Source organism: Mesorhizobium sp. CU3, assembly GCF_006442965.1.
Classification (GTDB): Bacteria; Pseudomonadota; Alphaproteobacteria; order Rhizobiales; family Rhizobiaceae; genus Mesorhizobium.
Genome location: NZ_VFWX01000014.1, coordinates 40587 through 64688, shown reverse-complemented (window position 1 = coordinate 64688; position 24102 = coordinate 40587). Strand labels below are relative to the sequence as shown.

Here is a 24102-nt window from a genome sequence, read left to right as displayed (position 1 = left end):
TCGACTACGGCGAATTGTAGGAACAAACAGAATGCTTCTCATCCGCTGCCCCTATTGCGAGGAAGAGCGCCCGGAACTCGAGTTTCGCAATGCCGGCGAGGCGCATATCGCGCGTTCGGCCAACATTGCCGGCGAGAGCGACGACGATTTCGAAAAGTTCTTCTTCATCCGCGCCAATCCGAAGGGCATCATCTACGAGCGCTGGCGCCACATCCATGGCTGCGCGCGCTTCTTCAACGCCGTGCGCGACACCGTCACCGACAAGTTCGTCATGACCTACAAGGCCGGCGAACCGAAACCCGCGAAGCTGCCTGGAGCCGCGAAATGAGCGCCGCCTTCCGCATCTCCGGCGCCGGGCGCCTCAGCCAGGCCAAGACCGCCTCCTTCAGCTTCGACGGCCAGTCCTATTCCGGCATCGAGGGCGACACGCTCGCCTCGGCGCTGCTTGCCAATGGCGTGCATCTCGTCGGTCGCTCCTTCAAATACCACCGGCCGCGCGGCTTCCTCTCGGCCGGCGCCGAGGAGCCCAACGCGCTGGTGCAGATCGTGCGCGACGATGCGCGCAAGACGCCCAATGTGCGGGCCACCGTGCAGGAGCTCTATGACGGGCTGACCGCCAATTCGCAGAACCGCTGGCCGTCGCTTGCCTTCGACGTCGGCGCGGTCAACGACATCGCATCGCCGATGTTTTCGGCCGGCTTCTACTACAAGACCTTCATGTGGCCGAAATGGGCCTGGAAGGACCTTTACGAGCCAAAGATCCGCGCCGCGGCCGGCCTCGGCGTTTCGCCCGAGAAGCCGGACCCGGATCATTATGCGTCGCGCTACGCGCATTGCGAGGTGTTGGTGCTGGGCGGGGGTGCTGCAGGCATTGCCGCGGCGCTTGCCGCGGCCGAGACCGGCGTGCGGGTGATCCTCGCCGACGAGCAAGCCGAATTCGGCGGCAGCCTGCGTTTCGAAAGCGGCGCGAAAATCGATGGCGAGAACGGCTATGCCTGGGCGCAAAGCGCGATCGGCAAGCTCAAGGCGATGGGCAATGTGCGCGTGCTGTCGCGCACCACTGCTTTTGGCTATTACTCGCAGAATTTCGTCGGCCTTGTCGAGCGGGTCAGCGATCACCTTAAGAATCCCGGCCACGATCTGGCGCGCGAGCGTCTGTGGCAGGTTCGTGCCAGCCGCGTCGTCATTGCCACCGGCGCCATCGAGCGGCACATGGTGTTCGCCAACAACGATCGTCCGGGCGTGATGCTGGCATCCGCCGCGCGTACCTATCTCAACCACTACGGCGTCGCGGTCGGCAAAAATGTCGGCGTCTATACGGCCAATGATTCCGCCTATGCCGCCGCGATCGACCTCAAGAAGGCCGGCGTCAACATCGCGGCCATCGTCGACCTGCGCGACAATCCGACAGGACCGGTGATCGACGAGGCGCGGGCGCTCGGCATCGAGATCAATTTCGGCCGCGCCGTGGTCAGCGCCGGCGGCAAATTGCGCGTGTCCTCGATGACGGTGCAGCCGAAGAATGGCGGCGGCGGTCGCACGATTCCGGTCGACGCCATCCTGATGTCGGCCGGCTGGACGCCTTCGGTGCATCTGTTCTCGCAATCGCGCGGCAAGGTCGCCTTCAACGAGGAGACGCGCCGCTTCGTGCCGGGCACCTATGCGCAGGACTGCGTCTCGGTCGGCGCCAGCAACGGCACCGACGGGCTGGACGCGACGATCGACGAAGCCTACGCGGCCGGCGCCAAGGCGGCGAAGGACGCCGGCGGCAAGGCCGGTAAGAGCGCCAAGCCCAAGGTCGATGCCGGCGAGAGCTGGTCGCGCGGCATGCTGGGCGCGGCGCCCGGCGCCGGTCCGGGCACCACGGTCAAGGCCTTCGTCGATTTCCAGAACGACGTCACCGCCAAGGATATCCGCCAGGCGGTGCATGAGGGCATGCACTCGATCGAGCACGTCAAGCGCTTCACCACCAACGGCATGGCGACCGATCAGGGCAAAACGTCGAACATGCACGGACTGGCGATCGCCGCTGAGGAGCTCGGCAAGCCGATCCCTGCGGTCGGCCTCACCACCTTCCGCGCGCCCTACACGCCGGTGACGTTCGGCTCGATCGTCGGCCACGCGCGTGGCGCGCTGTTCGACCCGACCCGCCGCACGGCGACGCATGGCTGGGCCGCTTCGCAAGGCGCGGTGTTCGAGGATGTCGGCCATTGGAAGCGCGCCTGGTATTTCCCGAAAGCCGGCGAGGACATGCACAAGGCGGTCGACCGCGAATGCGTGACGGTGCGCAAAACGGCCGGCCTGTTCGACGCCTCGACGCTCGGCAAGATCGAAGTGGTCGGGCCGGACGCGGCAAAGTTCATGGAGCTGCTCTACACCAATCCGTGGGAGAAGCTGGAGACCGGACGCTGCCGCTACGGCATCATGCTGCGCGAGGACGGCTTCATCTATGACGACGGCGTCGTCGGCCGGCTGGCGCCGGACCGTTTCCATGTCACGACGACCACGGGCGGCGCGCCGCGCGTCATGAATCACATGGAGGATTACCTCCAGACCGAATTCCCGCATTTGAATGTCTGGCTGACCTCGATCACCGAGCAGTGGGCGGTCATCGCCGTGCAGGGACCGAAGTCTCGCGACATCATCGCGCCGCTGGTCGAGGGCATCGACATGTCGGACGAGGCGATGCCGCATATGTCGGTGCGCGAAGGCAAGATCTGCGGTGTGCCGACCAGGCTGTTCCGCATGTCCTTCACCGGCGAGCGCGGCTTTGAAGTCAACGTGCCGGCCGACTATGGCGAAGCCGTCTGGGAAGCGCTCTGGACCGAAGGCCAGAAACATGGCGCGACCGCTTACGGCACCGAGTCCATGCACGTGCTGCGCGCCGAAAAGGGCTACATCATTGTCGGTCAGGACACCGACGGCACGGTGACGCCGAACGATGCCGCGCTCGACTGGGCGGTCGGCAAGAAGAAGACCGACTTCGTCGGCATTCGCGGCCTTACCCGATCGGATCTTGTCGCCAAGGGCCGCAAGCAGCTCGTCGGCCTGAAGACCAAGGACCCGAAGGTGGTGCTGGAAGAGGGCGCGCAGATCGTCGCCGACCCGAAGCAGCCGATCCCGATGAAGATGATCGGCCACGTCACCTCAAGCTACTGGTCGGAAAATTGCGGGCGCTCTATCGCGCTGGCGCTGGTCGCCGGCGGCCGCGACCGCATGGGCGAGACGCTTTACGTACCGATGCCGAACGGCACGATCGAGGTGGAAGTCACCGGCATGGTGTTCGTCGACGAAAAGGGAGAACGCCTCAATGGCTAAGGCCGCCGCCAAGACAAAAGCCGCCGCGCCTTCTGTCGAACGCCGCCCGGCGCTTGCCGGCCGCACGCTGTCGGCGCCAGGTGTGAAGGTGGAGATGCTGCCGCCGGCCGAACGCATCTCGCTGCGTGCGCCTGGGGCGTCGCTCGCCGTCCTCTCCAAGGCGCTCGGCGTTACGCTGCCGGCCAAGCCGAAGAGTTCGGCGACCAGGGACGGGCGCACGGCGCTGTGGCTCGGGCCGGATGAATGGCTTGTTATCGACGAGGCCGGCAACGATCCGCTCGCCGACTGCGCCAAGGTCACCGCGCTGCATTCGGCGGTCGGCATCTCGCATCGCAATGTCGGGATCTCGGTCAGCGGACCGGCGGCCGCCGCGACGGTGAATTCCGGCTGCCCGCAGGATCTGTCGCTCGACGCCTTCCCGGTTGGTGCTGCCTCGCGCACCATCCTCGGCAAGTCCGAGATCGTGCTGTTGCGCACGGCGCAAGACACGTTCCGGGTCGAGTGCTGGCGTTCCTTCTCGGACTATGTCTTTACTCTGCTGTCGGAAGCAGCCGGCGACGCGGCGAACTGAGCTTCACACTGCGCTGCCGGGAAAGTCCCGCAGCAGGAACCATCGCCGGCCCTGTCCGTTTCCGCAGCTCGCGAGGGAGGTCAGCGATGCCGTCTAAAACAGCGCCGAAGTCGCCCAAAAAGACAGCGGCTGTTCGCTCGCTGGAGCATGAGCGGCATCAAGAGGCCGAGGAAGAGGAACTCGAGGAAGGCCTCGAGGACACGTTTCCCGCCAGCGATCCGGTGTCGATCACCAGCAGCGCCATTCCCGGCGCACCGGCCAAGCCCGGCAAGGCCAAGGTGGTGGCGGGGAAGAAACCGCTCAAGAAATAGCGCTTGGCAATCGCTTCAGCGCGATAGGTAAAACGAAAAAGGGCGGCCGCGTGCCGCCCGTTTTCGTTTGAGTTTCAGTGACCAGTCTTAAAGACCAGGCACGAACCAGGGGTTCACGTCGATGCCGAGGCGCGCGCCCTTGGCGGTGTCGGTCTTGGCGGCGTCGGCCTTCTCGACCGAGCCGGTCGCGGTGCAGTCGAGCGCCACGTTGGCCTGAGCGCAGGCAGTCGGAGCATGCTTGGCCGGCTGGTTCGCACCGGCAAAAGCGGCGCCCGAGAAAGCCAGAACGGCGGCGAGGGTAAGGATGGTCTTCTTCATTTTCCGTCTCCAGTCGTTTTCCGTACATGTACGGTATGACGTACACATACGGTTAACAAAGACGGAATTCAAGAGGGAATCTGTACATGTACGAAAAATTTTTACGGACGTGGGAATTCACCGCCGCAGATCAAGCGATCGCTGCGTGCAATCACGACGAAAGTGATCAGCAGTCGGCCGGCGTTTCGGTGAGCGGGTGGATGTCCTGGGCCGACAGCGAGGCCACCATGAAGTTGCACATGCGCTTCACATACGCCTCGGGGTCGCCGAACGGATAGAACGGAAAGGTGATCAGCAGCGAGATCGTGCCATGGGCGACGGTCCACAGCATGGTGGCGATGGCGCGGGGGTCGCCCTTGAGCTTGCCGGCGGCGACGCAGGCCTCCACCCGCTTGATCAGCACCTTCATGGCCGGATTGCCTTCCTCCATGTCCTCGTAGCTGCGGCCTTCCGGTAGATGCGTTTTCTCAGTCATGAAGACGGTGCGGTATTCGTTCGGATTGCCGAGGCCGAAGGCGGCGTATTCGGCCATCACCGCCTTGAGCGCCTCGACCGGGTCGTCGGCGGGACGCGCCTCGATGCGTCGCGCCAGCGTCTCGAAGGCGTCCTCGGCCAGTGCGAAAAGGATGTCCTGCTTGTCGGCGAAGTAGGAATAGACCGACATGGGCGCATAGCCGACCCGCTTGGCCAGCTTACGGATGGTCAGCCCCTCATAGCCTTCTTCCTGCACGAGCTTATGGGCGGCCGCGACCAGTTCGGAACGAAGCTCGGCTTTCTGCTTTTCGCGGCGTTTCTGAACGGTGAGCGCCAATATGCGCCTGCCTTGTTGGTTGGTTGCCTCACGAAATTATATACGCTGTACGGAAACGGACAAGGGCGCGAACTGGTTCCGCTAGGGCGTTTCACCGTTTCACGGAACCGGTGAAACCGCCCTATATCTTGTCTTCACGCAATTCCGGACGGAAAACCGCTCACATTTTTCCTGGAATTGCTCCAGGTCCGGCTCAGTGGAATCACTCAGATGGCGCCGATGCCGCCGTCGAGAGCCAGCGTGTGGCCGGTCATGAAGGAGTTGGCCGGGTCGGCCAGGAACAGGATACCGGCGGTGATCTCGTCGACCTCGGCAACCCGCTTCATCGGCACGCCGCGCGTGAGTTCGGCAATCGCATCGGCTTCCGGTGCGCCGCTGAAACGGACGAAGCCGTCGACCATCGCGGTCCTCGTATGCGCCGGGCAAACGGCGTTGATGCGCAGGCCCTTGCTCGCATATTCGGCCGCCGCCGAGCGTGTCAGCCCGACCACGCCGTGCTTGGCGGCGGCGTAAACGGACAGCTTCGGCGCGCCGGAGAGGCCGGCGACCGAGGCGACGTTGACGATGACGCCGCCCTTGCCGCTGTCCTTGAATTGGCGTTCCATTTGCGGGATCTGGTGCTTCATGGCGTAGAAGACGCCGAGCAGGTCGACATCCACTACCCGTCGCGCTTCCTCTGACGTGACGTGCGGCAGGCGCACGAAACTGTGCACGATGCCGGCATTGTTGACGGCAATGTCCAGCCGACCGAATTTTTCGGTCGCCAGCTTCACCAGATCCTCGGAGAGTTTCTCGTCGGCGATGTTGCCGGCCAGGATCGCTGTCTCGGTATCGAGAGTGGCGGCGAAATCGTTGAGCGCCGTCTCGTCGAGGTCGGAGAGAACCAGCCGCGCGCCCTCAGTGGCAAAGGCCCTTGCAGCGCCGCTGCCGAGGCCGCCCGTCGCGCCGGTGATGAGGACAGTCGCTCCGTTGAAACGGCCCATAGGTCAGCCTTCCCTGTCGATCAGTTCCATCGCAAGCGCGGCGAGTAGTTTCACCGCCTGGCCATAGGTCTTGGCCTTCTCCGGATTGGAGGCGTTGCCGTCCAGCGCGCGGCGGTAGACGCCCTGGCAGATCGCCGCCAGCCGGAAGAAGGAAAAGGCCAGGAAGAACGTCCAGTTGCCGATCGCCTCGAGGCCGCGCCGACGGCAATAGGCGGTGACATAGGTCTCTTCCGACGGCAGGCCGGTTGCCGCGCGGTCGACGCCGCCGAGGCCGCGAAAGCCGGAGGCATGCGGCAGCCGCCACTGCATGCATTGATAGGCGAGGTCGGCGAAGGGGTGGCCGAGCGTCGACAATTCCCAGTCGAGCACGGCGATGACCTTGGGCTCGTCCCTGGCGAACATCATATTGTCCAGCCGGTAGTCGCCATGCACCAGCGAGACGCGGCCGTCATCGGTCGGCATATGCGTCTCCAGCCAGGCGATCAGCCGATCCATGTCGGCGATGGTTTCGGTTTCGGAGGCGCGATACTGGCTGGTCCAGCGGGCGAACTGACGCTCGAAATAGCTGCCCGGCTTGCCGAAATCGCCGAGGCCCACGGCCCCGACATCGACATCGTGCAAGGCGGCAAGCGTCGCGCTCATCGCGTCATAGATCGCGGCGCGCTCGTCATTGCCTGAGGCGTCCGGCAGCGACGGATCCCAGAAGATGCGGCCGTCGAGGTACTCCATGGCATAGAACATGCGGCCGATCGGGGAGTCTTCGCTGGAGAGATGCAGCATGCGCGGCACCGGCACCGCCGTGCCGGCAAGCGCCTGCATCACCCGGAATTCGCGGTCGACCTGATGCGCGGATTTCAAGAGCTGTCCCGGCGGCTTGGCGCGCAGCACGTAGCGGCCGCTGGCCGCAGTCAGGAGATAGGTTGGGTTGGATTGCCCGGACTTGAATTTCTCGATCGTGGAGAGCCCGGCAAAACCGGGGATACGCGCCTCGAGATAAGGCGCAAGCGCAGCTTGATCTAAAGTGTTGGCGTCGCCACTCATGCGGTCTCGGGCTGGCGCTCGATCAGCGTCAGGGTCAGCCAGCGTGCGGTCAATGCCGGCTTCTTCGAACCCTCGATCTCGATGGTCACGTCATGCGCCGTCTGCACCCAGCCGGAGGGCCGCACCTTGACGTCGGCCAGCACGAAATGGGTGCGGATGCGCGCGCCGGTCTTGACCGGCGCCAGGAAGCGCAGCGTGTCGAAGCCGTGATTGACGCCCATCTTGCTGTTTTCGAGCGGCGGCATGGTCTCGAAGGTCATCGCCGACAAAAGCGACAGCGACAAAAAACCATGCGCGATGGTGCCGCCGAACGGCGTCTCGCGCGCGGCGCGCTCGGGATCGCAATGAATGAACTGGTGATCGTCGGTGGCATCGGCGAACTGGTCGATCATGCGCTGCGTCACCGTCCGCCAGGGCGAGACGCCGACTTCCTTGCCGACGCTTGCCAGAAGCGTATCGAGACTGATCGGTTCCACGCTGATGTCCTCCGCACCCCCGCCCGGATTGCTTGAACCGGGCGTCTTATTCCTTGAACCCCGCCGGGGGTCTTTGACCCGGGCGTCTCACTCTTTGAACAACGTCATCCCATGCTGCACCGACTGGCCGCCGTCGATGGGCAGGATGGCGCCGGTGACATAGCTGCCGGCACGGCTGCACAAATAAAGCGTTGCGCCGGCAATGTCATCCGCTACGCCGATGCGGCCGAGCGGAACATGGTTACCGATGTGTTTCGCCTGCTCTTCGGTCGCGGTCGCAAAGGCCGTCATCCGGCTCTGGAAAGGGCCGGGGGCAAAAGCGTTGACGGTGATGCGGCGGCCGGCGAATTCGATCGCGAGCGTGCGCGTCAGATGATGCACCGCGGCCTTTGAGGCGGTGTAGGAATAGGCGTCGTCGGCAAGCGGCTGGGTGCCCATCACCGAGCCCAGATTGATAACGCGGGCCGGGTCCTCGTCGCTGGCGGCGGCATCGAGCAGCGGCAGTAGCTCCCGGGTCAGGTGGAAAACGGCTGTAACGTTGACGCCGAACACCTTGGCCCAGGCGTGGTATGGGAACTCCTCCAGCGGCGCGCCCCAGGAGATGCCGGCATTGTTGACCAGGATGTGCAGGCGTTCGGTGCGCGCCTTGACCTCGGCGACAAGTGCCGCGATGCCAGCTTCGCTGGATACGTCGCCGGCGAAGCCTTCGGCATGGCCGGAGCCGCCGAGCGCGTTCAGCTCGTTGGCGACCTTGGCGCAGTCCTCGCCCTTGCGCGAGGCGATCATGACATGCGCCCCGGCGCGCACCAGCCCGGTCGCCACCATGCGGCCGATACCGGTCGCGGCGCCGGTCACCAGCGCCGTCTTGCCGGCGACCGAGAACAGCTTGTCCAGATAACTCATTGCACTCCTCCGCATGTCTCGGCCGAACGCCGGGAGACTCGCGTTGACAAGGCTAGCCGAAGTACGGTCATCCTTGCCACGGGTAAAGATGCATCTGCGAAAGGGCCGAACCGATGGCGGACATGAATCTCGGTATCACCGAGCGGCTGAAGCCGATCCACCAGCGCGTTGCGGCGATGGTCCGCGACGAGATCGCGCCGCTCGGCGAGGAATTTCTGGCCGAGGTCGGCAAAGGCGATCGCTGGGCCTACACGGCCAGGCAGAGCGAGATTCTGGAAGGCCTGAAGAAGACGGCGCGGGAGCGCGGATTGTGGAATTTCTGGCTGACCGATTCGACGCGCGGCTACGGCCTTTCCACCGTCGAATATGCTTACCTTGCGGAAGAGATGGGCAAGGCGTATCTCGGCGCCGAGACCTTTAACTGCTCGGCGCCCGACACCGGCAATATGGAGGTGCTGGAGCGCTACGGTTCCGAGGAGCACAAGAAACAGTGGCTCGAGCCGCTGCTCGACGGAAAAATCCGCTCGGCCTATCTGATGACCGAGCCGGACGTGGCCTCCTCCGACGCCACCAACATTGCGATGCGCTGCGAGCGCCAGGGCGGCGATTATGTGCTTAACGGCGAGAAATGGTGGGCATCCGGCGCCGGCGACCCGCGCTGCGCCATCTACATCGTCATGGTCAGAACGGGATCTAACGAGGAGCCGCAGCATCGCCGCCATTCGATGATCCTGGTGCCGGCCGACAGCCCGGGCATCACCAAGCTGCGCGCCATGCAGGTCTATGGCGATGACGACGCGCCGCATGGCCATATGCATCTCAGATTCGAGAATGTGCGGGTGCCGGCGGCGAACCTGATCCTGGGCGAGGGCAGGGGCTTCGAGATCGCGCAGGGGCGGCTCGGACCGGGCAGGATCCATCATTGCATGCGCGCCATCGGCCAGGCCGAGATGGCGCTGGAGATGCTGTGCCAGCGCTCGGTGCGGCGCGAGGCCTTCGGCCAGCCGCTGGCCAGGCTCGGCGCTAATTTCGACATTGTTGCCGAATGCCGCATGGAGATCGAGATGGCCAGGCTGCTCTGCCTCAAGGCGGCGTGGATGATCGACCAGGGCGATGCGCGCGCCGCCGCGCCCTGGATTAGCCAGATCAAGGTCGTGGCGCCCCGCGTGGCGCTGAAGGTGACAGACGAGGCGGTGCAGATGTTCGGCGCGCAAGGCATCAGCCAGGACACGCCGCTGGCGCGCTCTTGGACGCATTTGAGGACCCTGCGGCTTGCCGACGGGCCGGACGCGGTGCACCGGCGTCAGGTGGCGCGCACGGAACTCAGGAAATACACGCAGGAAAAGGTCTGATCCCATGGCACTTCCATCCGAAATGAAGGGCTTGCTGCTTGTCGGCGACGGCTACACCAGGACGCCATCGGCCGCAGCACTTGAGGCGATGGAGCCTTATCTCCAGCCGGGCCGGATCGCCGTGCCGGCGCCGGGGCCGATGCAGGCGCTGATCAAGGTCAGCCTCGCCTCGATCAATCCGTCCGACATCGCCTTCATCAAGGGCCAGTACGGCCAGCCGCGCGTCAAGGGCCGGCCGGCCGGCTTCGAAGGCGTCGGCACGGTCGTCGCCACCGGCGACGATGCCTATGCCAGGAGCCTTGAAGGAAAGCGCGTCGCCTTCGCCACCGGCGTGACGAATTGGGGCGCCTGGGCCGACTATGCGGTGGCCGAGGCAGCGTCTTGCATTCCGCTCATTGACACGGTGCGCGACGAGGATGGCGCGGCGATGATCGTCAATCCGCTGACCGCGCTGGCCATGTTCGACATCGTCAAGCAGGAGGGCGAGAAGGCCTTCATCATGACCGCCGGCGCCAGCCAGCTCTGCAAGCTGATCATCGGCCTGGCGAAGGATGAGGGTTTCCGGCCGGTCGTCACCGTGCGCCGCGACGAGCAGATCCCGCTTTTGCAGGAACTCGGCGCCACTCATGTCCTCAATGAGAAGGCGCCGGATTTCGAGACCAGGCTGCGCGAGGTGATGAAGGCTGAGCAGCCGCGCATCTTCCTCGATGCGGTCACCGGGCCGCTGGCCTCCGCCATCTTTAACGCCATGCCCAAACGCTCGCGCTGGATCGTCTATGGCCGGCTCGATGGCGAGCCGACGGTGATCCGAGAACCCGGCCAGTTGATCTTCCAGCACAAGCGCGTCGAAGGTTTCTGGCTGGCCGAGTGGATGCGGCAGTTCCGCGACCGGCTGGGTCCGGCGGTGCTCGAAGCGCAAAAGCGCTTTTCCGACGGACGCTGGTCGACCGACGTGACCGCGGTGGTGCCGTTCGACGAGGCGATGGCGCGGCTGCCGGCCGAACTCGCCAAGCCGAACGGCAAGGTGTTCATCAAACCGTAGGCACCCCATCCGTTCAGACCACGGCCAACGCCTTGAACACAATGCCGTGATCGGCAAGGCGGAGGCGGAAAAATGCCGCTGTTGCGCCGTTCCTTGCCCTGCGCCGGTAACAGTCACGCTCGTATGTTTTATTTCATTTTGATGTGATATCTCGCCGGCGCTGGAGGCCGGGTGGCGATGGGAAAGCCATCCTGGTCGGAACGCGGGGTGCGCTATGACGGTAACCAAGCCGGTTTTCGACCGTTTGGGGTTTTGGCTATGGGTCGGGTCGTTCCTGATTGTGCTCGGCCTGACGCTATGGTCGCCCGGTACGCGTTCGGTGGTCCATATCTACAGACATGGCAGCGAAGCTTTTCTCGCCGGAGAACCGCTGTATCACGTCGTAGTCGCCATGGGGTATCTATACGCTCCCGCCTTCGCGGTCCTCTATATTCCCCTGCTGAAGCTCGGGCCGTATCTGGGCAATATTTTGTGGTACATGCTGGGCTTCGGGTTGCTGACCCTTGCCGCGATGCGCCAGGTGCGCAAGCTTGGTGGCCAGGAACAAACATGGCTGCTGTCCTTCGGCCTCTTCCTTGCCTTGCCGGTGGCGCTGGCGGCGCTTCGCAACGGTCAGGCGACGATCCTGCTCACCGGGGCATGCTGGTTTCTCACGCTCTCGGCGCTCGAGGGGCGCCGGGCTGAAAGCTTCTTGTGGGCCACGCTTGCGATCGTCGCCAAGCCAACCGCGATCATCATGCTGCTTCTGGCCGGAGCGCTGCGTCCCAGGCTTATACCGGTGCTGGTGCTATCGGTGCTGGCCGTTCTCGCTATCCCCTATGGTTTTGCGTCTGCGGACTACGTCACCGCCCAGTACCATGATTTCTTCCGCATGCTGACTTCGATGGCGGTCGACCCGACCGGCTCATTCGTCCCAACCGATTTCACGGCGCCTTTCGCCAGCCTTCGACTGCCATTGCCCGAATTCGACGCGACGGTCGTGCGCGTCGTCGCGGCATTGCTGACCCTTTGGGTGGTGCTTCAGTTCGACCGCAGGCTGGACGACACCACGCGCGGGCTCGCGATTTTCCTGGTGGCGACGTTCTACATGTGCGTCTTCAACCCGCGTGTCGAGCAGAACACCTATGCTATGGTGGCGGTTCCTTCCGGGATCGCGATCGCTCTGTTGTGGCGGGATGAAAAAGCCGCCGCAATACGCTGGTTTCTGGCCGCCCTGCTTTTCGTAACCGGCCTGACCAGCCTCGACCGCCAGATGCACAATTTCTTCTATCCCTGGTTCAGGCCGGTCAGCATCAGCATCGTCGCCAGCCTGCTCATCGGCTGGTTCTGGGCACGGGGTCGCGAAAAGGCGGCGGCCGACGCCGGGTCGGTCGCGCATGGCTGAGACGCTCGACATTATCGCGCCGTTCCTCAACGAAGCTGAATCCGCGACCGCCTTCGCCGGATTGCTCGACAAGCTCGAGGCAGCGGTCGGCGCGCGCTTCGGACTGGCCGTGCGCAAGATACTCGTCGACGACGGGAGCCGCGACGGCAGCGCCGGAAAATTCGCCGCGGCTTTGTCCGGTTCCTGGCAGATCGTGCGGCTCAGTCGCAATTTCGGCAAGGAGGCAGCGGTGCTCGCCGGCCTCGACCATTCGCGCGGCGATCTGGTGCTGATCATGGATTCCGACCTCCAGCATTCGATGGAGATCAGCCTGAAGATGATCGGCGAGCTGATCGCGGATCCGGAGATCGATGTTGTCTACGCGCAGAACGACCGGCGCGAGGCGAGTTGGCGGCGCAGCCAGCTGGCGCGGATTTTCTACAAGGCGATCAACAGCAGCCAGCGTTTCGACATTCCGGAGAATGCCGGCGATTTCCGCGTCATGCGCGCCGCCGTGGTGCAGGCTCTCACCAGTGTGCGCGACAAGCGGCGCTTCAACAAAGGCCTGTTCGCCTGGACCGGCTTTCGTCAAAAAGCCGTGCTTTATTCGCCGGAGCATCGCGCCAACGGCACGTCGAAATGGAGCCGATTCAACCTGATCGCGTTTTCGCTGGAGGGGTTCACGTCCTTTTCGGTGATCCCGCTGCGCATCATCAGCCTCATCGGCTTGCTGGCGGCATTTACCGGTGTGGCCTACGGCGTGAAGGTGCTGTTCGAGGTGCTGTTCTACGGCATCCGCGTGCCCGGCTATCCCAGCCTAATGGTCGCCGTCGTTTTGCTGGGCGGCCTCAACCTGACCCTGCTCGGGCTGATCGGCGAATATGTCTGGGTGACGCTGAGCGAAAGCAAGGATCGGCCGGTCTATATAGTGCGCGATGTCCTTAGCGGCGCCGAGCAGGCCTCAACCGGAAAATGACCAGATCGATCCGCTTGATCGCCGACGATTACGGCCTGGCGCCCGGCATATCGGGCGCAATTCTCGACCTGATCGACCGTGGCCGCCTGACCGGCACCGGCTGCATGACCGGTTTTCCCGATTGGGAGCAAGAGGCCGGGCGGATAAGACCGTTCCGCACGAGGACTACCGTCGGCCTGCATCTGACGCTCACCGACCAGATTGCCGTCACCGGACCGTCGAGCCTGGCGCCGGAGGGCAGGTTGCCGCCGCTTGCATCGCTGGCGCTGCCCATCAAGCGCGGCCGCATCAATGCAGCTGACATCCATGCCGAGCTCGACGCGCAGTGTGATCGTTTCGTCGCAGCACTCGGCGGCCCTCCGGCTTTCATCGATGGGCACCAGCATGTGCATTTCCTGCCGGTAGTACGGAAGTGGCTGCTTACGCGCTTTTCGGCAGGCGCGAACAAGCCTGCGCTCAGGGGGGCGCCGGCGTTTGGCGGCCTTGACTCCGCGACCACCAAGATCGCTGCGGTCGCGGCTTTGGCAGCGGGCTTCAACAAGGCGATGCGTCGCGCCGGCTTCACCGTCATGACGCCGCTTTCCGGCATCTATGACTGGCGGCGGCCGGAAAAATTCGCGCCGACGCTGCAGGCCGCGATCGACAGCTTGCCGGAACAGGGCGTGTTCATGTGCCATCCGGGCCGTGTCGACGACACGCTGCGCGCGCGTGACGTCATGCAAGGCGCGCGCGAGGTCGAGTTTGCTTTCCTCCGCTCGGAGGAGTTTGGTGCTCGCCTCGACAAGGCCGGAGCCCGCGTCATGGATGGCAGCGCATGAACGGTGCAGGCCAGTCCCAGCGCTCGACCGGCAACAAGATCGTCCGTTTCGCCTTGGTGGGGCTGGTCAACACCTGTATCGACCTTGCCGTGTTCTTCCTGTTGCTCAAGCTTGGCATTTGGCCCCTGGCCGCCAATGTCGCGGCCTGGTTCGTCGCCGTGCTGTTTTCGTTCGTGGCGAACCGCTTCTGGTCGTTCGAGCGGGATCCGGAGATACGGCTGCACCACTCTTTCCTTCGCTTCGTCTCGCTGGGCGCACTGATTTCGCTCGGCGTTTCCAGCCTATCGATCGCTGCGCTGGCAGGAACCATTGGCGTATGGCCAGCCAAGATCATCGGCGTCGTCGTGGCGGCGATGCTGAATTTTTTGGCGGCGCGCTGGTCGATCGAGGGCCGGCTGGTGAAGTAGCTACTCAGCCGGCTCCGCGTCCACATAAGCCGCTTCCTCGAGCTCGCGCTTCAAGCGGGCTTCCTCATGTGCCTTGGGCGTGACGAAGCGGCCGAGCAAGAGATAGGCGACCGGGGTGAGGAACAGCGTCGAGACAGTGGCGAGCCCGAGACCGCCGACGATCACCCAGCCCAGCGCGATCCGGGCTTCGGCGCCGGCGCCGGCGGCCAGCACCAGCGGCACGCCGCCGAGCACGGTGCAGATCATGGTCATCATCACCGGACGCAGCCGGATGGTCGAGGCCTCCTCGATCGCTTCGCGTACGCCGAGCCCGCGGTCGCGGAGCTGGTTGGCGAATTCGACGATCAGGATGCCGTTCTTGGCCATGACGCCGACCAGCAGCACCAGGCCGATCTGGCTGTAGGCGTTGAGGCTGGTGCCCGAGAGCAGCAGCGCGAAGATGGCGCAGGCCAGCCCCAGCGGCACCGTTGCCATGATGATGACGGCGCTGACAAAGCTTTCGAATTGCGCCGCCAGCACCAGAAGGATGATGACCAGCGCGAAGCCGAAGATGGTCGCCATGGCGTTGTTACTCTCGCCGAGCGTCGCCGCCTCGGCAAGGGGCAGGATGCGCGCGCCCGGCGGCAGAAGCGGCGTCGCGATTTCCTCCGCCCGGGTCAGTGCATCGCCGAGCGCCAAGCCGCCGCCGAGATTGGCGGTGATCGCCACCGAGGGCTGCTGTTGCTCGCGCGTGAGCGACGGCGGCACGGCGCGTTCGGTCAGCGTGGCAATGGTCGACATCGGCACGAAGCGGCCGTCGCCGGTCTTCAGGAAGATGTTTTCGAGGTCGGTCGGATCGTTGATCGGGTTGGTGGTCGAGACCAGCTTCACGCCGTAGCTGCGGTCGGCGATGTAGACGTCGACGACGTCGTTGCCGTCGAGCATGGCCTGCAGCGTGTTGGCGAGCCCGGTGATGTCGATGCCGAGATCGGAGGCGCGCTCGCGGTCGATGGCCACCGCCAGCTGCGGCTGCGTCTGGTCGACGGAAAGGCGCGGCGTCTGGAAGCGCTGATCCTTGCGCATCTCATCGACGATTTTCACCGCTGCTTCGCTGAGCGCCTTGCGGTCGTTGCCGACCAGCGCGAATTGCAGGCCGTTGCCGGCGCCGCGTATGCCGAGGCTGTTGGGCTGCACAGGGAAGACGCGGACGCTCGGCACCTGCCTGGTCAGACGGCTGATCTCGGCCATGATGTCCTGCTGGCTGCGCGAGCGCTCGGCCCACGGCGCCAGCGTCATCACCATGAAGCCAGAATTGTAGGAGCCGTTGTTGCCGGCATTCTCGAAGGTCGAGCGGATTTCGCCGGAATCGCGCAGCGGCTGGATCAGCTTCTCGATCTTGCGCATCTGCTCGCTCGTGTAGTCGAGGCTGACGCCTTGCGGCGCGCTGATGCGCAACAGCACGACGGCGCGGTCCTCGGTCGGCGTCAGCTCTTGGCGGATGGTGCCGAACAGCGCGAATGCGGTGCCGGCGAAGAGGAGGGCGACCAGAACAACGATCCAGGGCGCGTCCAGGCAAATGCGCAGGCAGCGCTTGTAGAGCGCATTGAGTGTGCCGCCGATGCGGGCGCCGATGCCTGTGCCACCCCCTTGGTGAAGCGAGGCGCTGGTCAGCATGCGCGAGGCAAGCATCGGGCAAAGCGTCAGCGCCACGACGCAAGAGAGCAGCACCGATATCGCCAGCACGAAGCCGAACTCGCGGAACAGGCCGCCGGTCTGCCCCGGCAGGAAGGAGATCGGCACGAAGACGGCGACCAGCGTCAGCGTGGTGGCGATGACGGCGAAGAACACTTCCTGCGCGCCGAGCACGGCGGCGGCGCGGGGCCCCATGCCTTCGTTGCGGCGGCGCACGATGTTTTCCAGCACGACGATGGCGTCGTCGACGACGAGGCCGGTCGCCAGCACCAGTGCCAGAAGGGTCAGGATGTTGACGGAAAAGCCGGCGAGATAGATCGCGGCGATGGTGCCGATCATGGCGACGGGCATAGACAGGCCGGGGATCAGCGTCGCGCGCCAGTCGAGCAGGAAGGCGTAGATAACGATCAGCACGATCGAGACCGAGAGCGCCAGCGCGATCTCGACCTCGTGCACGGCGCCGTTGACGAAGGCGGCGTCGTCGCTGGTGACTTTGATCGACATGCCTTGCGGCAGGTTCGCCTGCAGCTTTTGGACGGCGGCCCTGACGCCGGTCGAGATGTCGAGCGTGTTCGATTCCGCCTGGCGGATGATGCCCAGCCCGATGCCGGTCTTGCCGTCGGAGCGCAGCGAGGTCTGGCCGATATCGGGACCGAGCGTCACGGTGGCGACGTCGCGGATGCGCGTCGCGCCGCCGATCACGATCGCCTCGAACTCCTCCGGCGTGGTGACGTCGGCCGTTGTGCGCACGATCAGGTCCTGGTTGGTCGTGGTGATCGAGCCTGCCGGCGAATCGAAGGCGACCGAGGCGAGCGCGGTCCTGACATCCGCCACGGTGAAGCCGTGGCTCGCCAGCTTGTTCTGGTCGACATCGATGCGGAAGATCTTGTCGCGATCGCCGGAGACCTGGACGTCGGCGACGCCTGGAACGGCGGCAAGCTCATCCTCTATGCGGTCCTGGACGAGCACCGTCATGTCCTGCACCGACATGGTGTCGGAGGTGACCGCCAGCCGCATCACCGGATCGGAATTGGCGTCGGCCTTGACGATGCGCGGCGCGTCGGCGGTCTCGGGCAACTGGTTGGCGATGCGGCTGACGGTATCGCGCACGTCCGAGGCGGCGACGTTGAGGTCGACGCCGTCGTTGAACTCGATGGTGACGCGGCTCTGGCCGAAGGAGGAGGTGGACGAGATCGATTTGACGCCCGAGACGCGCGCCACCGCGCCTTCGATGGCATCGGTGAGCTCGCGGTCGACGGTCTCGGCGGCGGCGCCTTCGAAGGTGGTGTTGACGGTGATGACGGGGCGGTCGACATCCGGCAACTCGCGGATCTCGACGCCCCAGAAGGCGGCAAGGCCGGCGACCGCGATCAGCGTGTTGAGCACGAAGGCCATCACCGGCCTGCGGATGAACAGCGCGGTGAAGCCCGAGCCCGCGGCCGGATCGCCGGCGGCACTCATGAGCCTTCGGCCTCGGTGGCGCGGTCCTGGCCGGCAATGCGGACGTCGCCGCCTTCGCTGACGCTCTGCGTGCCTTCGGTGACCACCATGTCGCCGCTTTCGATGTCGGCGTCGATCAAGACGGTCTCGGTGTTGCGCTGGATGATGCGCACCGGCACGCGCTTGGCCTTGCCGTTGTCGACCGCCCAGACATAGGCGCCGTCGCTGCCCCACTGGATCGCCAGTGGGCTGACGGCCGGATAGGTGTCGCCGGGGAAGCGCATGCCGATCTGGAAGGACATGCCGGCGCGCAGCGAATCCGCCGGGTTGGCGATGGTCGCCTTGACGAGCAGCGTGCGGCTGTTCTCGTCGATGTGGTTGTCGATGGCCGAAACCGTGCCGGTATAGACCTGGTTGGGGTTGGCGAGCGGCGTGGCCGACAATTGCTGGCCGACCTTGACGGCGGCGGCGAAGCGCTCCGGCACCCAGAAATCGACCAGGATGTCGGAGCGGTCGTCAAGCGTGGCGATGGCCGACTGGCTGGTCACGTAGTTGCCGGCGGCGATCGGCAGGATGCCGACCGTGCCTTCGATCGGCGCCACGATCGAGCGGCGCTCGAGCGCAAGCTCGGCATCGCGCAGCGCAAGCCTGGCGTTGGCCAGCGTCACCTCGGCATCGGCGACCGCCACCGGCGTCGCGGCATTCGAGGCGCGCAGCGACTTCACCCGGTCGAGCTTGGACTGCGCATCCCCGATCGCCACCTGGGCGCGGTCGCGCGCGATCACCTCGGTCTCGGAATCGAGTTTTGCGATGACGTCGCCCTTCTCGACATGCGTGCCGGACTTCACAAGCAATTCGGTGAGGCGGCCGGAAGAGTAGGGATTGACGGTGACGGTGGCACTGGCGCGACCGGTGCCGATCGCCTGCAGCCGGTCGTTGATGGTGGCGGTGCCGGCCGGCGTGGCGACGATGGTCACGATCTGGCCGGCGCGGCTGCGCCCGCCCTGCATGGAGCCGGCGGCGGTGTTTTTCGGCTCGGGCGGGGTCGCGGCGCTCGCCCAGTCCATGCCCCAGCGCGCCAGGATATCGGGGGCGCCGGGATAGAACCGCGCCCACGCGGCGACCGCCGCTACAACGATCACGAGCGCTACGACAATCTGTTTCCAGGTCCGCATCGAAACTCCGGTGGCAACGCGTCCGCCGCTCCGATGGAAGCAGGCTCAAGCGACGGCGCGGCGGGGCAAAGACCGGCCGCGCGACATCGCGATATCACCGGTTTATGGCAATTATCACGCAATCGTGCACATTAAATCTCGGTAACGTGAAGCGTTGCGCGCCGTCCGAGCCTTGCATTTCGCCAGTTTTTCGGTCTGAGGCGCGTTGCTAGGCTAGCGCAAACTCTCCAAATCGCGGATGCGCCTGGCGCCTTCCGCCTCGAGCCGCCTGGTGACGGCGCCGATCAGCGTTTCGGCGACGACGAAAAGCGCGGCCGACGAATCCCAGGCCGAGGGAACCGCGGTGCGCCCGGCGATGACGTGGCGGGCGAAACGGGCGATCGGCGACAGCCACTGGTCGGTGAAGAGCACGATCTGCACGCCGCGCTCATGCGCCTTTTCGGCGAAGCGGATCAGGCTTTCCTGGTAGCGCCTGATGTCGAAGGTCACGAGGACGTCGCGCTTGCCCATGTCGATCAGCCGGTCGCGCCAGATGCTTTCCTGGCCGGCGAGGTGGTGGACGTCCGGCTGGATGATCGCGAGGTGCGCCGCCATGTAGCGTGCCAGCGGGTCGGTGAAGCGGCCACCGATCAGGAAGGTCTTGCCGCGCCGTCCCGCAAGCGTGGCGGCGATGTCGTCGATCTGCTTTTCTGACAGATGCCGGAAGGTTTCGCGCATGTTGTCGAGCGTCGCTTCCAGCATCGGCGAAGCGGCACCGGCGGCGGACGACGGATTGAGCGTGCGCGAAGCCGGCGATTGCAGCTGCGCCGCCAGCTCATCCTGTAGCGCCGCCTGGAACTCCGGATAATTCTGGAAGCCAAGCCTGGCGACGAAGCGCAGGATCGTCGGCGAGGAGACGCCGGCGGCGCTCGAGAACTCGGCGACCGTCTTCAGCCCGGTCAGCGGATAGTTGGCGATCAGCGTCTGCGCGGCGCGGCGCTCGCCGGCTGGCATCGTGCCGATGCGGTCCGAGATCAGTTCGGCAATGCTGGAAATCATCGTTTTCCCCCGCCCGTTTGACCCGTCGCCGCTGTTTTGCGAATTCGCGTTTGACAAAGTCCGACAATGTGTATGAAATAATCCACAGGGACGCAATGATACAAAATACGTAACATACGGTACAGCGTTCCCCAGGGGACGATAATGGAGAAAGCTCGGCCCGCTAGCCCTGCACCGTCTGAGACCGTAAGGGTGACTAACCCCGGCGGATCAAGCCCGTTTGTCTTCACCTGTGACCACGCCTCCAACGTCCTGCCCGCTGAATTCGGCACGCTCGGTCTCGCCGCGGAAGATCTTACCCGCCACATCGCCTGGGACCCCGGCGCGCTGCCCGTCGCCAGCCGCATGTCCGAGGCGCTCGACGCCACGCTGATCGAGACGCGTGTGTCGCGCCTCGTCATCGACTGCAACCGGCCGCTCGATGCGCCGGATCTCGTGCCGCCAGTCAGCGAGACGACAGTCATTCCCGGCAATGCCGGCCTGTCGGACAAGCAGCGCGCCGCCCGCGTCGATCTCGCATGGCGTCCGTTCCACGGCGCGATCGCCGACATCATCGAAAAGCGTCTGGCGCGCGGCCAGGAGACCAGGCTGGTCTCGGTCCACTCCTTCACGCCGGTCTACAAAGGCAAGAGCCGGCCCTGGCATATCGGCATCATCCACGATGAGGACCGCCGGCTGGCAGCACCTCTGATCGGCGCGCTGCGGCGGTTGTCCGGCGTCACCGTCGGCGTCAACGAGCCCTATTCGCCGGCCGACCGCGTTTATTTCACGCTGGAACGGCATGCGCGTTCGCGCGGGCTGCCCTGCGCGATGATCGAAATCCGCAACGACGAAATCTCCGGCGAAGCCGGGCAGCGGAAATGGGCGGATCTGCTCACCGGCATCTTTTCTAATCTGGAGCCCGAGGAGGCCAGGGGCTCCAGTCAAAGCGCAGTGGGAAAGTCAGTTCAATCGGCCAGCTAAGACTTAAAGGGGACTTTCAATGGCAGCACCTGGTTATACTGAATCAGATAAGGCGGAGGACGTAAAACACCTCCACAGCATGGGCTACGCCCAGGAACTGGAGCGGCGGCTCAGCCGCTTCTCGAACTTCGCGGTTTCCTTCTCCATCATCTGCATCCTTTCGGGCGGCATCAATTCGCTGGCCCAGGCAACCTCCGGTGCCGGCGGTATCGGCATCGGCATTGGCTGGCTCGTCGGCTGCTTCGTGTCGCTCACCTTCGCGGTGGCCATGTCGCAGATCAGCTCGGCCTATCCGACGGCCGGCGGCCTTTATCACTGGGGCTCGATCCTCGGCAATCGCGGCACCGGCTGGGTGACGGCCTGGCTCAACCTGCTCGGCCTTATCACCGTGCTCGGCGCCATCAATGTCGGCACCTGGACCTTCTTTGTCGGCGCCTTCGGCCCGGCGCTGGGAATTGAGGGTTCGCTGACCAACCAGATGATCTTCCTGGTCGTTATCACCGGCGCCCAGGCGCTGATCAACCATCTCGGTATCAAGCTGACGGCGAAATTGACCGACTTCTCGGGCTATCTGATCTTCTTCGGCTCGATCCTGATCGCAGTGGTCTGCCTGTTCTGCGCCGAGACCTGGGATTTCAGCCGTCTGTTCACTTTCCATAACTACTCGGGCGATGCCGGCGGCGGCGTCTGGCCGCAGGTGTCGAATGCCTGGGTGTTCGCGCTCGGCCTCCTGCTGCCGATCTATACGATCACCGGCTATGACGCTTCCGCGCACACGTCGGAAGAAACCATCAAGGCGGCCTCTTCCGTGCCGCGCGCGATGGTGATGTCCGTGATCTGGTCGGCTGTCTTCGGCTACTTGTTCCTAGCCGCTTTCATCCTGATGATCCCGAACATGGACGATGCCGCCAAGCAGGGCTGGAACGTGTTCTTCTGGGCCTTCGACCAGCGCGTTCCCTCGGGCATCAAGGAGTTCGTCTATCTCGTGGTGTTCATCGCGCAGCTGCTGTGCGGCCTCGCCACGGTGACGTCGGCTTCGCGCATGATCTTTGCCTTCTCGCGCGACGGCGGCTTGCCGGGCTCCTCGGCACTCGCCAAGGTCAGCCCGACCTATCGCACGCCGGTGGCGGCGATCTGGACGGCGTCGATCCTGTCGGTGCTGTTCGTCTGGGGTTCGACGCTGGTTTCGGTCGCCGGCACCTCGGCCTACACCATCGTGGTGTCCTGCACGGTCATCTTCCTGTTCCTCTCCTTCACCGTGCCGATCGTGCTAGGCATGCTGGCCTGGGGCACACCGAAGTGGGACAAGATGGGGCCATGGAACATGGGCCGCGGCATATTCATGCTGTTCGCCTTCCTGTCGATCGTGTCGATGATCCTGATCTTCATCATCGGCATCCAGCCGCCGAACGACTGGGCGCTCTACATCACCGTCGGCTTCTTCATCCTGACGGCGATCGTCTGGTTCGCCTTCGAACGCAACCGCTTCCAGGGTCCGCCGCTCGGCGACATCATCGCGGCGCGTCAGGCGGCGATCAAGGCAGCGGAACAGGCGGTCGGCGAGACCGGCCACTGATACCCACCACCATGGCCATGGCCGGCATCCCGCCGGCCATGGCTCGTTTTCCCTCTCAACGACCAAGCACTGGAGCGCCAAAGGTATGGCCGGGAATTTCTCGTTCGATCAATTGAAGAAAGCGGTCTCGAACGGCGAGATCGACACGGTGCTGGCCTGCATCGTCGACATGCAGGGCCGCCTCTCGGGAAAACGCTTCCTGGCCCAGTATTTCGTCGATTCCGCGCATGGCGAGACGCATGGCTGCAACTATCTCTTGGCCTGCGATATCGATATGGAGCCGGTGCCGGGCTACAAGGCGGCGAGCTGGTCGAAGGGCTATGGCGACTTCGTCATGAAGCCGGATCTGTCGACGCTGCGGCGCATTCCATGGCTGGAAAAGACGGCGCTGGTCATCTGCGACGTGCTCGACCATCACACGCATGAGGATCTTGGCCACTCGCCGCGCGCCATCTTGAAGAAGCAGGTCAATCGGCTGAAGGAACGCGGCTATATCGGCTATTTCGCTTCCGAGCTCGAATTCTACCTGTTCAGCGAAACCTACGATTCGGCCCGCAAGAAACACTGGCAGGGGCTGGACTCGGCCTCGCCCTATATCGGCGACTACCAGATCGGCATCACTTCCAAGGAAGAAGGCGTCATGCGCCGGCTGCGCAACGAGATGGAGGCGGCCGGAATTCCGATCGAGAACTCGAAGGGCGAGTGGGGTCCCGGACAGGAAGAGATCAATGTGCGCTATGCCGAAGCGCTCGACATGGCCGACCGCCACGTCATCCTGAAGAACGGCGCCAAGGAGATCGCCGATTCCGAAGGCAAGGCCATCTCGTTCATGGCCAAGTACAATTATGGCCTGGCCGGCAATTCCAGCCACATCCACAATTCGCTGTGGAGCGCCGACGGCAAGACGCCGCTGTTCTTCGACAAGAAGGCTGATTGGACGCTGTCCACCCTCGGCCAGCAATGGGCGGCCGGGCAGTTGAAGTATGCCAAGGAGTTCACTTGGTTCCTGGCGCCCTACATCAACTCCTACAAACGCTTCCAGGCCGGCACCTTCGCGCCGACCAAGATCATGTGGAGCGAGGACAACCGTACCGCCGGCTTCCGCCTTTGCGGCGAGGGCACCAAGGGCATCCGCATGGAGTGCCGCATCGGCGGCGCCGACCTCAACCCCTACCTCGCCTTCGCGGCGCTGATCGCGTCGGGGCTGGCCGGCATCGACGAGAAGCTGGAGTTGCAGAAGCCTTTCGTCGGCGATGCCTACCAGGCTTCGCGGCTGCCGGAGATCCCGAAGACGCTGCGCGACGCCACCGAGACGCTGGCCAAGTCGAAGATGCTGAAACAGGCCTTCGGCGAGGCGGTGATCGAGCACTATGTGCACACCGCCCGCTGGGAGCAGTTCGAATACGACCGCCGCATTACGGATTGGGAACTGCATCGAGGCTTCGAACGGTACTAAAGTGCCTTGAGATCGGCACTGCCCCTGCTTTCGCATTGACGGAAGAGAGGGCCTTGGCATTCGGGCAGATGGTGCCGGCTGGTGCGAAAGGCA

22 protein-coding genes are annotated in these 24102 nt (G+C 64.5%); 13 read left to right on the top strand and 9 right to left on the bottom strand.

The annotated features are described in order from the left end of the window. Positions 1 to 31: 31 nt before the first annotated feature. The 4 genes from FJ988_RS21260 (at position 32) to FJ988_RS21245 (ending at position 4200) form a co-directional block, all read left to right on the top strand. The gene (locus FJ988_RS21260; protein WP_140820314.1) at positions 32 to 328 is read left to right on the top strand and encodes a sarcosine oxidase subunit delta; all 297 of its coding nucleotides are present in this window, start codon (positions 32 to 34) and stop codon (positions 326 to 328) included. Then, on the top strand, positions 325 to 3318 hold the full coding sequence (locus tag FJ988_RS21255) for a sarcosine oxidase subunit alpha (protein WP_140820313.1): 2994 nt from the start codon (positions 325 to 327) through the stop codon (positions 3316 to 3318). The genes FJ988_RS21260 and FJ988_RS21255 overlap by 4 nt, the downstream gene beginning before the upstream one ends. Next, complete coding sequence (locus FJ988_RS21250; protein WP_140820312.1) at positions 3311 to 3889, top strand: sarcosine oxidase subunit gamma; 579 nt, start codon at positions 3311 to 3313, stop codon at positions 3887 to 3889. The genes FJ988_RS21255 and FJ988_RS21250 overlap by 8 nt, the downstream gene beginning before the upstream one ends. 86 nt (positions 3890 to 3975) lie before the next feature. Continuing rightward, the gene (locus FJ988_RS21245) at positions 3976 to 4200 is read left to right on the top strand and encodes a hypothetical protein (RefSeq protein ID WP_140820311.1); all 225 of its coding nucleotides are present in this window, start codon (positions 3976 to 3978) and stop codon (positions 4198 to 4200) included. 87 nt (positions 4201 to 4287) lie between these two features. Here FJ988_RS21245 and FJ988_RS21240 read toward each other — a convergent pair whose 3' ends face one another. From FJ988_RS21240 to FJ988_RS21215, 6 genes are all read right to left on the bottom strand, one after another. Further along, positions 4288 to 4518 carry a DUF680 domain-containing protein gene (locus tag FJ988_RS21240; RefSeq protein WP_140820310.1) on the bottom strand — a complete coding sequence of 77 codons (231 nt, stop codon included), beginning with the start codon at positions 4516 to 4518 and terminating at the stop codon, positions 4288 to 4290. Positions 4519 to 4684: 166 nt separating this feature from the next. After that, positions 4685 to 5329 carry a TetR/AcrR family transcriptional regulator gene (locus tag FJ988_RS21235; protein WP_140820309.1) on the bottom strand — a complete coding sequence of 215 codons (645 nt, stop codon included), beginning with the start codon at positions 5327 to 5329 and terminating at the stop codon, positions 4685 to 4687. A gap of 206 nt (positions 5330 to 5535) precedes the next feature. Continuing rightward, a complete protein-coding gene (locus FJ988_RS21230) occupies positions 5536 to 6312 on the bottom strand; it encodes an SDR family NAD(P)-dependent oxidoreductase (protein WP_140820308.1) in 777 nt (258 codons plus the stop codon). A 3-nt stretch (positions 6313 to 6315) separates the two neighbouring features. Next, entirely contained in the window at positions 6316 to 7353 is a 1038-nt protein-coding gene (locus tag FJ988_RS21225; protein WP_140820307.1) for a phosphotransferase, read from the bottom strand. Further along, entirely contained in the window at positions 7350 to 7835 is a 486-nt protein-coding gene (locus FJ988_RS21220) for a MaoC family dehydratase (protein WP_281407754.1), read from the bottom strand. The genes FJ988_RS21225 and FJ988_RS21220 overlap by 4 nt, the downstream gene beginning before the upstream one ends. Before the next feature lie 81 nt (positions 7836 to 7916). Continuing rightward, the gene (locus FJ988_RS21215; protein WP_140820305.1) at positions 7917 to 8732 is read right to left on the bottom strand and encodes an SDR family oxidoreductase; all 816 of its coding nucleotides are present in this window, start codon (positions 8730 to 8732) and stop codon (positions 7917 to 7919) included. Positions 8733 to 8845: 113 nt separating this feature from the next. On the opposite strand from FJ988_RS21215, the gene FJ988_RS21210 reads away from it, so the two are divergent. From FJ988_RS21210 to FJ988_RS21185, 6 genes are all read left to right on the top strand, one after another. Further along, a complete protein-coding gene (locus FJ988_RS21210) occupies positions 8846 to 10084 on the top strand; it encodes an acyl-CoA dehydrogenase family protein (protein ID WP_140820304.1) in 1239 nt (412 codons plus the stop codon). Between the two features lie 4 nt (positions 10085 to 10088). After that, positions 10089 to 11126: a zinc-binding dehydrogenase gene (locus FJ988_RS21205; RefSeq protein WP_140820303.1), complete on the top strand. Its 1038-nt coding sequence runs from the start codon at positions 10089 to 10091 to the stop codon at positions 11124 to 11126. Positions 11127 to 11340: 214 nt separating this feature from the next. Then, entirely contained in the window at positions 11341 to 12510 is a 1170-nt protein-coding gene (locus FJ988_RS21200) for a glycosyltransferase 87 family protein (RefSeq protein ID WP_140820302.1), read from the top strand. Next, positions 12503 to 13465 (top strand): glycosyltransferase family 2 protein, encoded by a 963-nt coding sequence (locus FJ988_RS21195; protein ID WP_140820301.1) that lies wholly within the window; start codon positions 12503 to 12505, stop codon positions 13463 to 13465. Before FJ988_RS21200 ends, FJ988_RS21195 begins: the two co-directional genes overlap by 8 nt. Continuing rightward, positions 13462 to 14283, top strand: a complete 822-nt coding sequence (locus tag FJ988_RS21190; RefSeq protein WP_140820300.1) for a ChbG/HpnK family deacetylase — start codon at positions 13462 to 13464, stop codon at positions 14281 to 14283. Before FJ988_RS21195 ends, FJ988_RS21190 begins: the two co-directional genes overlap by 4 nt. After that, on the top strand, positions 14280 to 14690 hold the full coding sequence (locus FJ988_RS21185; protein ID WP_140820299.1) for a GtrA family protein: 411 nt from the start codon (positions 14280 to 14282) through the stop codon (positions 14688 to 14690). Before FJ988_RS21190 ends, FJ988_RS21185 begins: the two co-directional genes overlap by 4 nt. On the opposite strand, the gene FJ988_RS21180 is transcribed toward FJ988_RS21185, so the two are convergent. The 3 genes from FJ988_RS21180 to FJ988_RS21170 all read right to left on the bottom strand — a co-directional run bounded on the left by FJ988_RS21180 (position 14691) and on the right by FJ988_RS21170 (position 20014). Further along, on the bottom strand, positions 14691 to 17822 hold the full coding sequence (locus FJ988_RS21180; RefSeq protein WP_140820298.1) for an efflux RND transporter permease subunit: 3132 nt from the start codon (positions 17820 to 17822) through the stop codon (positions 14691 to 14693). Then, the gene (locus tag FJ988_RS21175) at positions 17819 to 18976 is read right to left on the bottom strand and encodes an efflux RND transporter periplasmic adaptor subunit (protein WP_140820297.1); all 1158 of its coding nucleotides are present in this window, start codon (positions 18974 to 18976) and stop codon (positions 17819 to 17821) included. Before FJ988_RS21175 ends, FJ988_RS21180 begins: the two co-directional genes overlap by 4 nt. A 213-nt stretch (positions 18977 to 19189) precedes the next feature. Continuing rightward, complete coding sequence (locus FJ988_RS21170) at positions 19190 to 20014, bottom strand: MurR/RpiR family transcriptional regulator (protein WP_140820296.1); 825 nt, start codon at positions 20012 to 20014, stop codon at positions 19190 to 19192. Positions 20015 to 20158: 144 nt separating this feature from the next. Between FJ988_RS21170 and FJ988_RS21165 the strand changes: the two genes are divergently transcribed. From FJ988_RS21165 to FJ988_RS21155, 3 genes are all read left to right on the top strand, one after another. After that, positions 20159 to 20977, top strand: a complete 819-nt coding sequence (locus tag FJ988_RS21165) for an N-formylglutamate amidohydrolase (protein WP_140820295.1) — start codon at positions 20159 to 20161, stop codon at positions 20975 to 20977. 19 nt (positions 20978 to 20996) lie between these two features. Beyond that, positions 20997 to 22553 carry an amino acid permease gene (locus tag FJ988_RS21160; protein WP_140820294.1) on the top strand — a complete coding sequence of 519 codons (1557 nt, stop codon included), beginning with the start codon at positions 20997 to 20999 and terminating at the stop codon, positions 22551 to 22553. A gap of 85 nt (positions 22554 to 22638) precedes the next feature. Beyond that, positions 22639 to 24009 carry a glutamine synthetase family protein gene (locus FJ988_RS21155; protein WP_140820293.1) on the top strand — a complete coding sequence of 457 codons (1371 nt, stop codon included), beginning with the start codon at positions 22639 to 22641 and terminating at the stop codon, positions 24007 to 24009. The last annotated feature ends 93 nt before the right edge of the window (positions 24010 to 24102 follow it).

Excerpts from the sequence above, each read along its gene's own strand:
- FJ988_RS21260 (WP_140820314.1), top strand. The coding sequence starts at position 32 with ATGCTTCTCATCCGCTGCCCCTATTGCGAGGAAGAGCGCCCGGAACTC.
- FJ988_RS21255 (WP_140820313.1), top strand. The coding sequence starts at position 325 with ATGAGCGCCGCCTTCCGCATCTCCGGCGCCGGGCGCCTCAGCCAGGCC.
- FJ988_RS21250 (WP_140820312.1), top strand. The coding sequence starts at position 3,311 with ATGGCTAAGGCCGCCGCCAAGACAAAAGCCGCCGCGCCTTCTGTCGAA.
- FJ988_RS21245 (WP_140820311.1), top strand. The coding sequence starts at position 3,976 with ATGCCGTCTAAAACAGCGCCGAAGTCGCCCAAAAAGACAGCGGCTGTT.
- FJ988_RS21240 (WP_140820310.1), bottom strand. The coding sequence starts at position 4,518 with ATGAAGAAGACCATCCTTACCCTCGCCGCCGTTCTGGCTTTCTCGGGC.
- FJ988_RS21230 (WP_140820308.1), bottom strand. The coding sequence starts at position 6,312 with ATGGGCCGTTTCAACGGAGCGACTGTCCTCATCACCGGCGCGACGGGC.
- FJ988_RS21225 (WP_140820307.1), bottom strand. The coding sequence starts at position 7,353 with ATGAGTGGCGACGCCAACACTTTAGATCAAGCTGCGCTTGCGCCTTAT.
- FJ988_RS21215 (WP_140820305.1), bottom strand. The coding sequence starts at position 8,732 with ATGAGTTATCTGGACAAGCTGTTCTCGGTCGCCGGCAAGACGGCGCTG.
- FJ988_RS21210 (WP_140820304.1), top strand. The coding sequence starts at position 8,846 with ATGGCGGACATGAATCTCGGTATCACCGAGCGGCTGAAGCCGATCCAC.
- FJ988_RS21205 (WP_140820303.1), top strand. The coding sequence starts at position 10,089 with ATGGCACTTCCATCCGAAATGAAGGGCTTGCTGCTTGTCGGCGACGGC.
- FJ988_RS21200 (WP_140820302.1), top strand. The coding sequence starts at position 11,341 with ATGACGGTAACCAAGCCGGTTTTCGACCGTTTGGGGTTTTGGCTATGG.
- FJ988_RS21195 (WP_140820301.1), top strand. The coding sequence starts at position 12,503 with ATGGCTGAGACGCTCGACATTATCGCGCCGTTCCTCAACGAAGCTGAA.
- FJ988_RS21190 (WP_140820300.1), top strand. The coding sequence starts at position 13,462 with ATGACCAGATCGATCCGCTTGATCGCCGACGATTACGGCCTGGCGCCC.
- FJ988_RS21185 (WP_140820299.1), top strand. The coding sequence starts at position 14,280 with ATGAACGGTGCAGGCCAGTCCCAGCGCTCGACCGGCAACAAGATCGTC.
- FJ988_RS21180 (WP_140820298.1), bottom strand. The coding sequence starts at position 17,822 with ATGAGTGCCGCCGGCGATCCGGCCGCGGGCTCGGGCTTCACCGCGCTG.
- FJ988_RS21175 (WP_140820297.1), bottom strand. The coding sequence starts at position 18,976 with ATGCGGACCTGGAAACAGATTGTCGTAGCGCTCGTGATCGTTGTAGCG.
- FJ988_RS21170 (WP_140820296.1), bottom strand. The coding sequence starts at position 20,014 with ATGATTTCCAGCATTGCCGAACTGATCTCGGACCGCATCGGCACGATG.
- FJ988_RS21165 (WP_140820295.1), top strand. The coding sequence starts at position 20,159 with ATGGAGAAAGCTCGGCCCGCTAGCCCTGCACCGTCTGAGACCGTAAGG.
- FJ988_RS21160 (WP_140820294.1), top strand. The coding sequence starts at position 20,997 with ATGGCAGCACCTGGTTATACTGAATCAGATAAGGCGGAGGACGTAAAA.
- FJ988_RS21155 (WP_140820293.1), top strand. The coding sequence starts at position 22,639 with ATGGCCGGGAATTTCTCGTTCGATCAATTGAAGAAAGCGGTCTCGAAC.